This window comes from Dokdonella sp. (genome assembly GCF_035703485.1).
Classification (GTDB): domain Bacteria; phylum Pseudomonadota; class Gammaproteobacteria; order Xanthomonadales; family Rhodanobacteraceae; genus Dokdonella.
On the sequence record NZ_DASSYD010000159.1, the window covers coordinates 1 to 9,699 of the forward strand.

Here is a 9,699-nt window from a genome sequence, read left to right on the forward strand (position 1 = left end):
TCTTCGACTACTTGGCTGCAATTGACTGCATGGACGATCGCCTTAAGAAGTTAGGCTTTGATGTCCACAAGATCAAAATCAGCTCGTTGATTCCCGTAATGGACAACCAACAGAGTAGCGGCCACTCTTTTGAGGACGAGCGCATCCTTTCGCTGATGGATGCTGGCGACGCGTTTCGCAAGAAATTTAGCGATGGCGCGGCGCTGGTCAAGCTCGCGCTCCTTGAAGTCTTGGCTTACCGAAAGGAAGCCAAAGTGAAAAGCGAAGGCGGCGACATTAAGCCGATTGCCTACGTCTTCCTATCGCTGAAGAATCCAAAGGAATTGGAGCTACTTCGAGACATCTATGAGGATGCGTTTGTTGCGATCTCTTTCTACCAACCAAGAGATCGCCGGGTTGATAGTCTTGCTCGACGAATTGCGAGAACGCGCGAAGCTTTTGATCCCGAAAAGCATCGTTCCACTGCTGAACAGATCGTCAATCGGGACGAGCAGGCCGGTTCGCCCCTGGGGCAGCGCGTGTCGGAAGTCTTTGCCAACGCCGACTATTTCATCAGCATGACGAATCGCATTGCTGGTCTCAGGGCAATGGAACGATTCATTGATATATTGTTCGGGCACCCATTCATCACCCCTACGGTCGATGAATACGGGATGTTTCTTGCCTGGGGAGTTTCGCTTCGCTCGGCCGATCTATCCCGTCAGGTAGGGGCCGCGTTGTGCGACTCCGAGGGTAATTTGATAGCCGTTGGTTGCAACGATGTTCCGAGAGCTGGTGGCGGCCAATATTGGCCAAGTGACGACGATGGCAGAGACTTCCAACGGGGATTCGATAGCAGCGCTTTTGAGAAAAAGCAGTTGGTAGCAGAGTTGATCTATCGGCTCTCAGAAACTGGCTGGCTAGAACAATCTGTTGCCGAGCTAAGTTCGGAAGAGCAGATCAAAAAGCTGATGGGAAATGGCGATGCATCGTTGCTCAAGGGAATCGGGATTAACAATCTGCTGGAATTCGGGCGCATTGTTCACGCGGAAATGGCTGCCATTGCCGATGCTGCCCGTCGTGGGTTGGCTGTTCAAGATGCGACTCTCTTTGTAACGACATTTCCATGTCATGTTTGCGCGCGGCACATTGTCGCAGCCGGTGCGAAACGCGTTGTCTATATCGAACCCTATCCTAAGAGCCGAGCTAAAGACCTGCATGATGATTCCTTGGTGGTCGATAGCCCGAAACTAGCTGAAGGGAAGGTAACCTTCCAAGCGTTCAATGGGATATCACCGAGGAGATATGGGTCTATGTTTTCAATGGTCCAGAGGAAAAACTCTTCCGGTAAGGCCGTTCGTGCAGAGCCGAGTCTTCGGCAGCGTAGGTTCAAATCCGCGCCTGATAGGTACATTACTCAGGAGGACCTGATTTTGGATGAATTCGACAAGGCGCTTGCCTCTGCAGAGGGTTAAGAAGATGATGCAATTAGCTGTAGCGGAACCTAAAGGATGAATGACACACATCAAAACGAACTGAAGATGGGGATATGACGATGACTCTCAAAGATCCTAGGCTGGAACAGCAGTTGAAAGAGGCTGTACAGAGGACCCAGCAACTTCCGGATTCAGTAAAGGAAGCCTTCTCGCGGAGACGTGAAAGTGAAAATGAGGGCCGCCAGAAGGATTCTTCAGAATCAACCAGGAAGCCTATACTTTGTGATTGAGATAGATTGACTAGAATGATTCGCTGAGAGGCCGCCAGTAGGGTGGCTCTTCTTCTTTTTTGAATACTGAAGAACCCGGGTCAGTGAGCACTTTCGAGTGACCGCCGGGTTCGCAAGCGGTCATCGGTCGCGAGCAATTCTCCAGGAGGTTCCCCGCCTTGACGTGCGGAATACGCGGTCAAGGTTGTGAACCTCGAACCGCGTATCTATCCCGCCATTACCTGACCGATACGATCAGCCGACGCCCGCTGCGACCTTGAAGTCGCAGCCGGTTTTCGACTTCACGTCCTCGAGGCTGACGCCCGGGTGCAGCTCGGTCAGGGTCAGGCCGCCGCCTTCGGCGACTTCGAATACGCACAGGTTGGTGATGATCTTGTCGACGCAGGCCTTGCCGGTCAGCGGCAGTGCGCATTGCTTGAGGATCTTCGGCGAACCGTCCTTGGCGGTGTGCTCCATCAGCACGACCACGCGCTTGACGCCGGCGACCAGGTCCATCGCGCCGCCCGGGCCCTTGACCATTTTGCCCGGCACCATCCAGTTGGCCAGATCGCCGCCCTCGGAGACTTCGAGGCCGCCGAGGATCGACAGATCAATATGGCCGCCACGGATCATCGCGAACGAATCGGCGCTGGAGAAGAAGCTGCTGCCCGGGATCGTCGTGATGGTCTGCTTGCCGGCGTTGATCAGGTCGGCGTCAACGGTTGCTTCGGTCGGGAACGGGCCGATGCCGAGCAGGCCGTTTTCCGATTGCAGGGTGACTTGCACGCCTTCCGGAATGTAGTTGGCGACCAGAGTCGGAATGCCGATACCGAGGTTGACGCAGTAGCCATCACGCAATTCGCGCGCCGCCAGTTGAGCCATCAGCTCGCGGACCGGGCTGGATTTGGCCGATGGCGCGCCGTCCGACAGGGTGCGGAACTCGATGCGCTTCTCGTATTTCGCACCCTGGATGATGCGATCGACGTAGATGCCGGCCAGGTGGATCTGATCTGGCTCCAGCGTCCCGGTCTCGACCAGTTCCTCGACCTCGACGACGGTGACCTTGCCGCAGGTCGCGATCATCGGATTGAAGTTGCGCGCGGTCTTGCGAAAAATCAGGTTGCCGAACTTGTCGCCCTTCCAGGCCTTGACGAAGGCGACGTCGGTCTTGATCGCCGATTCGAGCACATATTCGGTGCCGTCGAAGGATTTGGTTTCCTTGCCCTCGGCGAGTTTGGTGCCGAACGCGGTACGCGTGTAGAAACCGGGAATGCCGGCACCGCCCGCGCGCAGACGCTCGGCCAGGGTGCCCTGTGGAACGAGGTCGAGTTCGAGCTCACCGGCCAGCACCTGGCGCTCGAATTCCTTGTTTTCGCCGACATACGAGGCGATGACCTTTTTGACCTGGCGTGTCTTCAGCAGCGGGCCCATGCCGAAATCGTCGACGCCGGCGTTGTTGCCGACGATGGTCAGTCCCTTGGTGCCGGCATCGAGCAAGCCCTGGATCAGGTTTTCCGGGATGCCGCACAGGCCAAAACCGCCAGCGGCAATCGTCATGTTGTCGAAGAGCAGGCCTTCAAGTGCTGCGGAGGCGGAGGCATAGACTTTTTTCACGGTCGGATCCTTGAGCTTGGGTCGGTGACGTTACGGGCTGAACGGCGTCGCTGACATCAGGGGGAGTTTGATCAGCCTAGTATGCAGAGGCGATTGGTTCAATGCGGCCTTTCGGACAATGGCAAACGTGTTGGCTTCGTGACTGGTGCAGACAACGATTGCCAGCGATGGGTTCGGCGAAGTTCGCCGATCAGCGAAAATCACGTGAGCGCGAATCGAGCGCATCGAACAGCTGAGTATAGTCCTCAAGGCGTTCGGCGATGATGTGTTGCACACCGTCGACACATTCGAGACGGCCACTGACGCTGAGCAAACGCGATTCGAGCAGCACGCGGCGCTGGCGTTCGGCGATGCGCTGCCAGACCACGATATTGAACAGGCCGCTCTCGTCTTCGAGGGTCAGAAAGGTCACGCCGGCCGCGGTTTGCGGGCGCTGGCGCAAAGTGACCAGGCCGGCCACACGGATGGTGCGGCCATGGCCCACCTGTTCGAGATCGCGTGCGGCGGTGCAACGGCGTGCCTTCAGTTGTTTGCGCAACAAGGCGAGCGGGTGCGGGCCGAGACTGAGGCCAGTCGCGGCGTAATCGGCGATCACGGTTTCGCGCGGCGTTGGCGGACGCAGGCGGATCGCGTCTTCATCGGTGCTGATGCCATCGAACAGCGGCAACTGCTTCTCGACGCCGGCGACCTGCCAGCGTGCGCGATGGCGATGGCCGGCGAGTCCACGCAAGGCATCGGCTTCGGCCAGCCGCGCGAGGCTGCCGTGATCGAGTCCGGCACGCTCGGCCAGATCCTGGATATCGCGAAATGCCGATTGCCGTCGGGCTTCGACGATGGCCCGGGCCCTGGCTTCGGCGAGGCCGCGCACTTCGCGCAGGCCGAGACGCAACGCCGGTTGCTGATCGCGCGGACACGGATCAAGGCTGCAATCCCACTCGCTGAAGCGCACATCGACCGGGCTGACGATGCCGCCGTGGCGACGCAGATCCTGGATGATCTGGCTCGGCGCGTAGAAACCCAGCGGCTGCGCATTGAGCAGGGCGCAGGCAAAGGCGCTCGGCTCATTGCATTTGAGCCAGCAACTGAACCAGGTGAGCAGGGCGAAACTGGCCGCATGCGATTCGGGAAATCCGTAACTGCCGAAGCCGCGTAACTGATTGAACAGGCGCTCGGCGAACTCGCTGTCGTAACCTTTGCCGAGCATGCCGTTGACGAAGCGGTCATGGAAATACTCGAGTCCGCCGCGACGCTTCCACGCGGCCATGCCACGACGCAGCTGATCAGCCTCACCGGGACTGAAACCGGCGGCGGTGATCGCCAGCTGCATGACCTGCTCCTGGAACAGCGGCACGCCGAGGGTGCGCTTGAGCACCGGTTCGAGTTCGGCCGAGGGATAGTCGACCAGCGACGGATCCTGACGCCGCTTGAGATAGGGATGAACCATGTCGCCCTGGATCGGGCCGGGGCGCACGATTGCGACCTGGACGACGAGGTCGTAATAGCTGCGCGGCTTGAGACGCGGCAGCATCGCCATCTGCGCGCGCGATTCAATCTGGAATACGCCGAGCGTGTCGGCCTTGCAGATCATGTCCCAGGTCCGTCGCGCGCTGTCGTCATCGCTGCGATCGGTCGCGGCGATGTCGGCGAGGCTGAGATCGCGACGATCGCTGTCACGCAGCAGATCGAGACACTTGCGGATGCAGGTGAGCATACCCAGCGCCAGGCAATCGACCTTGAGCAGGCGCATGGTTTCGAGATCGTCCTTGTCCCACTGGATGATCGTGCGTTCGGCCATCGCCGCATTCTCGATCGGCACCAGCAGCGACAGAGGCTGGCCGGAAATGACGAAGCCGCCGACATGCTGGGACAGATGCCGCGGCATGCCGATCAGCTGTCGGGTCAGCGCGATCAATTGCTGGATCACTTTCGCCGCCGGGTCGAAACCGCGCTCGCGCAGGCGTTCATCGAGTGCGTCGGCGCTGTCGTGATGGCTGATGCAGCGGCTCAGTTCCTCGACCTGATCGCTGCCGAGGCCGAGCGCCCTGGCCACATCACGCAGGGCGCTGCGGCCGCGATAGCAGATCACCGTCGCCGCCAGCGCGGTGCGCTCGCGTCCGTACTTGGCGTAGATGTACTGGATCACCTCCTCGCGTCGCTCGTGCTCGAAATCGACATCGATATCGGGCGGCTCGTCGCGCTCGATCGAGATGAAACGCTCGAACAGCATCTGCACGCGGCGCGGATCGACCTCGGTGATGTGTAGGCAATAACAGACGATTGAATTCGCCGAGGAGCCGCGCCCCTGGCAGAGGATGTGCTGGCTGCGCGCGAAACGCACGATGTCGTGCACGGTCAGGAAGAACGCTTCGTAAGCTTGCGTTTCGATCAGGCGAAGTTCGTGTTCGATTTGTTGTGTCATCGCCGCCGGCAGACCTTCGCGCCAGCGCAGCGCGGCACCGGCATAAGTCAGTTTGCGCAGATGCGAGATCGGCGTTTCATCAGTCGGCACGAGCTCCTGCGGATACTGGTAGTTGAGGTTGTCGAGATGAAACTGGCAGCGTTCGGTGATGCGCAGGGTTTCATCGAGTAGCTGGCGTGGATAGATCGCGGCAAGCGCCTCGCGACTGCGCAGATGACGCTCGCCATTCGGAAACAGATGGGCGCCGGCCTCGGCAATCGTCGTGCGCTGACGGATCGCGGTGATCGTATCCTGCAGGCGCCGGCGCGAGCGCACATGCATGTGTACATCGCCGCTGGCCACGGCGGGTATTTCGTGTTCTTCACAGAACGCGAGCTGACGCGTCAGTCGCTTCGCATCACGCGCGCCACGATGCAGTTCGATCGCCAGCCACAGGCGACCGCGGAAATGTTGCTGCAACCACTGCGCGTCGTCGACCTCGGGTTCGGCATCGGCCAGCCACAAGCAAAGCAGGCCATCGAGTCCGGCCAGATCTTCGCGGTGGATTTCATAAGTGCCTTTAACCGCACGTCGACGTGCGCGCGTGATCAGCGCACACAGGGCCTGATAGCCAGCGAGGTTTTCCGCGAGCAAGACGATGCGCAAGCCTTCCACGCAGCGGAACTCGCTGCCGACGATCAAGGCCAGCCCGGTCTTCCGTGAGGCTTCCAGCGCACGCACGATTCCGGACAAGGAGCACTCGTCGGTGATCGCCAGGGCGCGATAGCCCAACCCGGCCGCGCGCTCGAACAACTCCAGCGCCGATGACGCCCCACGCAAAAATGAGAACGCCGAAAGACAATGCAGTTCGGCATAGTCGGGCAGTGTGTTGAGTGGGGCCACAATACCCATCAGCCCAATCTCGCCGTCATCCCGGCGAACGCCGGGATGACGAGCAGAAGGGTTTGCCTTGGGACCGAATCAACAATCGGTTCGCCAAATCCCGCTTCATTCGCCTGCGCGTCCATCATCGCGGCCTCAGGCAAACCAGCCATGCAACAACCACGGCCCGTGTTGCTGGCCGGCCTCGCGGAATGCCCAGGCACGCTGGCCGAGCGAAGTTTCGAGGACGTAGTAATCGCGGCCGGCCTGGTCGTCATCCCACCAGCCGCTTTCGATGCGCTCCGGTCCGCTGAGCACGCGCGGGGCGCGATCGCGCAGCGGGATCGGACGCGGCAACAGCCACAGCGGTCGTGGCCCGCAATCGATATGGCCGACGCGTGCGCCGGGTGCCGCGCTCCAGGCTTTCTCGGGGCGATGATCGGCCTGTTCGATCGGCGTCATCAACACCTCGTCGCCGAGGCGCGCGCGCAGTCGGTCGGTCAGCGCCTGCCAGCTGTTCAGGGCCGTCGCCGAGCGCTCGAACAGATCACCGCGCAGCGGCACGAACGGCGGCAACTCATCGGCACGCACGCGCAGGCCGATGATCGGAGAGGCCACTTCGACGCGATCGAGTTTGAGTCGGGCCAGTTCGAACAGACGCTGGGCATCGCGCTCGGGGCTGGCCATGGCGACGTTAAGCACGGTCGGCTCGCCGCGACTGTGCAGAAGACTCAGTTCGAAGCGTTGCACGCCGCCATCGCGACAGCTGAGAAAAGCCGCCAGTTGCTGCAGATAACGGCGCAGCGGAAACAGGATCGCTGCGGTCGCATGCACTTCGGCATCGAGTTCGAGACCGGCGCTGAACTGCTCGGCTGGACGCCACGGTTGCAGCGGATCGGCGCGCTGCCCGACCAGGCGATCGAGATGATCCATCAAGTCCGCACCGAAGCGCCGACGCAGGCCGGCACGCGGCAAGGCCAGTACTTCATCGAGACGACGCAGGCCCATCGCTTCGAGCATCGTCACCGCCCTGGCGTCGAGGCGCGCGCCGGCCAGCGGCGTGTCGCGCAGCAGAACGCGCATGCCCTTGTCATCAATGATGCGGCCATCGCGGTCAGCGGCCGCCAGCAGCGAAGCCAATGGTGTCGCCGCCACGCCGAGCCGATGCTGCAAACCGAGTCGGCGCAATTGCCGACGCAGGCTGCGTGCGAGTTTCGGCCAGCCGCCGAAGTAGCGCAGGCTGGCACCGATTTCGAGGGTCACCGCATCGGTCTCGCGGATAGCCACCTGCTCGCTGTAGGCATAGGCGATGCTGGCCACTGCAGCGCGCAATCGCGCTGTTGCCTCGGCATCGAACGGTGCTGCGTGCAGGCTCCGCAAAAGCGCCTGCGCCGCCGCCAGCGATTGGCCATGGTGGATGCCGGCGGCGCGCGCGGCGTTCGATGCGGCAACCACATGCCGGCGTTGCAACGGGCCATCGATCAGGACAAACGCCCGGCTCGCATCGAGACCGTCGAGGATGGCGCCATCAATCGCCAGATCCGGCAGCAGGATAGTTGCGTACAGCATCGACGGAACATCCGCTCACAAGCCCGAAACATCGGCCAGGGCGAGCGCCGAGGTCGCCGTGCGGCCCCGGCACTTGAGCACCTGCACGCGCAAGCCACTGTGCACGCGCAGGCGCAGCGCCGCCGGTGATGCCTGTGCGGCGTGGCGCTGATCGCGAAAGGCGAAGGCCAGGCAGCGCCCGGATTCGGCAGCGAGTTGCAGGCGACGCAAGCCGCGCTCGTCGATACCTTGCGGCCAGCACAACACCGCCGCGCAGGCCGCGCTGGCCAGGCATTGTTCGGCCGCCCACCAGGCATCCTTGCCGCGCACCTTGAGCACCTGCACGCGCGCACTGCGCAACTTGCCCTGGGCAAAGGCGACCGGATACGGCAGATACGGCGGATCGACCATGACGATCGGCCGCTCGCCCTCGCTGAGCCGGGCCAGCACCGGCAGCAGCAGGCTCATTTCGCCAAGCCCGTCGGCCTCGATGAGGATTTCCGAAAGCGCACCGAGCGGCCAGCCGCCGCCCGGCAGGAATGCATCGAGGTGGGCATGACCGCTGGCTTCGGCGACGACCGCCGCGGTTTGCGGACCGCGCCAGATGCGCGGATCGCGCAACACCTGTTGCAAGGCGACGGCACTCATCGAGGACCGCGGCGGATCAGGCCGACATGGATACCTTCGATGGCGAAATGGTGCTGGCGCGGATCGACCCGGATCACCGAAAAATCGGGATTCTCGGGGTGCAACTCGATACCGCTGCGGGTTCGACGCAGACGCTTCAAGGTGACTTCGTCATCGAGCCGCGCAACCACGATCTGGCCGCTGCGCGCCTCGGCGCTGCGCTGCACGGCGACCCAGTCGCCATCGAGAATGCCGGCATCGCGCATGCTCTCGCCCTGTACGCGGAGGACGAAGTCGGCGCGCGGCTGGAACAGGTCGGCATCGATCAGCACGGTGCGCTCGATATGATCCTGGGCAAGAATCGGCTGACCTGCCGCGACCCGGCCAACCACCGGCAGGCGCAGACCCTCCTCGCTGTCGCCTCTGCCGAGGCCATCGACGAGACGCAGGTTGCGCCGCTTGCCCGGTTCGCGCAGCAACGCGCCCTTGGCCACCAGCGCCGAGACAAAATGCTGGGCCGAACTCGGATCGGCAAAGCCAAACGCCTCGGCAATCTCGGCCAGGCTCGGCGGCACGCCTTCACCGGTGATGCGTTCACGGATGAAATCGAGGATTTGCTGCTGGCGCGCGGTGAGGGTGCTCATACCCTAAATATATAGGGTAATTGCAGGGCCGGCAATGGATGCCGGAAAGGCTACTACCGCCGGGATGACGAGAAAATGGAACTCAAGCCGAAGGGCCGGAATGACGAGCGCGAAGTCAGCGCCATGCATGGCGGTGATCTTTATCGACAAAGCCAGAGTCACTGGGCCCCTGCCTGCGCCTGTCTCTTGATCACATCTTTCTTGCGCTTTAGTCTGTAACTCCATGATTTACATGCCAACAGAGGGCGTAGTCATGGTGAGCAACGAATGGAAGTGGTCAGAAGAGATCTTTGGGTCGTGCG

At 61.7% G+C, this 9,699-nt stretch carries 6 protein-coding genes; 1 reads left to right on the forward strand and 5 read right to left on the reverse strand.

Annotation, left to right across the window (positions count from 1 at the left end):
* A partial coding sequence (locus VFN25_RS12270; RefSeq protein WP_325142294.1) for an anti-phage dCTP deaminase occupies nucleotides 1-1,454 on the forward strand: 1,454 nt, incomplete at its 5' end.
* 485 nt (nucleotides 1,455-1,939) lie between these two features.
* Here VFN25_RS12270 and VFN25_RS12275 read toward each other — a convergent pair.
* The 5 genes from VFN25_RS12275 to lexA all read right to left on the reverse strand — a co-directional run bounded on the left by VFN25_RS12275 (nucleotide 1,940) and on the right by lexA (nucleotide 9,397).
* Complete coding sequence (locus tag VFN25_RS12275; RefSeq protein ID WP_325142296.1) at nucleotides 1,940-3,298, reverse strand: 3-oxoacid CoA-transferase; 1,359 nt, start codon at nucleotides 3,296-3,298, stop codon at nucleotides 1,940-1,942.
* 190 nt (nucleotides 3,299-3,488) lie between these two features.
* Nucleotides 3,489-6,608 carry an error-prone DNA polymerase gene (locus VFN25_RS12280; protein ID WP_325142298.1) on the reverse strand — a complete coding sequence of 1,040 codons (3,120 nt, stop codon included), beginning with the start codon at nucleotides 6,606-6,608 and terminating at the stop codon, nucleotides 3,489-3,491.
* A 126-nt stretch (nucleotides 6,609-6,734) separates the two neighbouring features.
* Nucleotides 6,735-8,147 carry a DNA polymerase Y family protein gene (locus tag VFN25_RS12285; protein ID WP_325142300.1) on the reverse strand — a complete coding sequence of 471 codons (1,413 nt, stop codon included), beginning with the start codon at nucleotides 8,145-8,147 and terminating at the stop codon, nucleotides 6,735-6,737.
* A 15-nt stretch (nucleotides 8,148-8,162) separates the two neighbouring features.
* A complete protein-coding gene (gene imuA / locus VFN25_RS12290; RefSeq protein WP_325142302.1) occupies nucleotides 8,163-8,774 on the reverse strand; it encodes a translesion DNA synthesis-associated protein ImuA in 612 nt (203 codons plus the stop codon).
* Nucleotides 8,771-9,397 (reverse strand): transcriptional repressor LexA, encoded by a 627-nt coding sequence (gene lexA, locus VFN25_RS12295; protein WP_325142304.1) that lies wholly within the window; start codon nucleotides 9,395-9,397, stop codon nucleotides 8,771-8,773. The genes imuA and lexA overlap by 4 nt, the downstream gene beginning before the upstream one ends.
* Nucleotides 9,398-9,699: the final 302 nt, after the last annotated feature.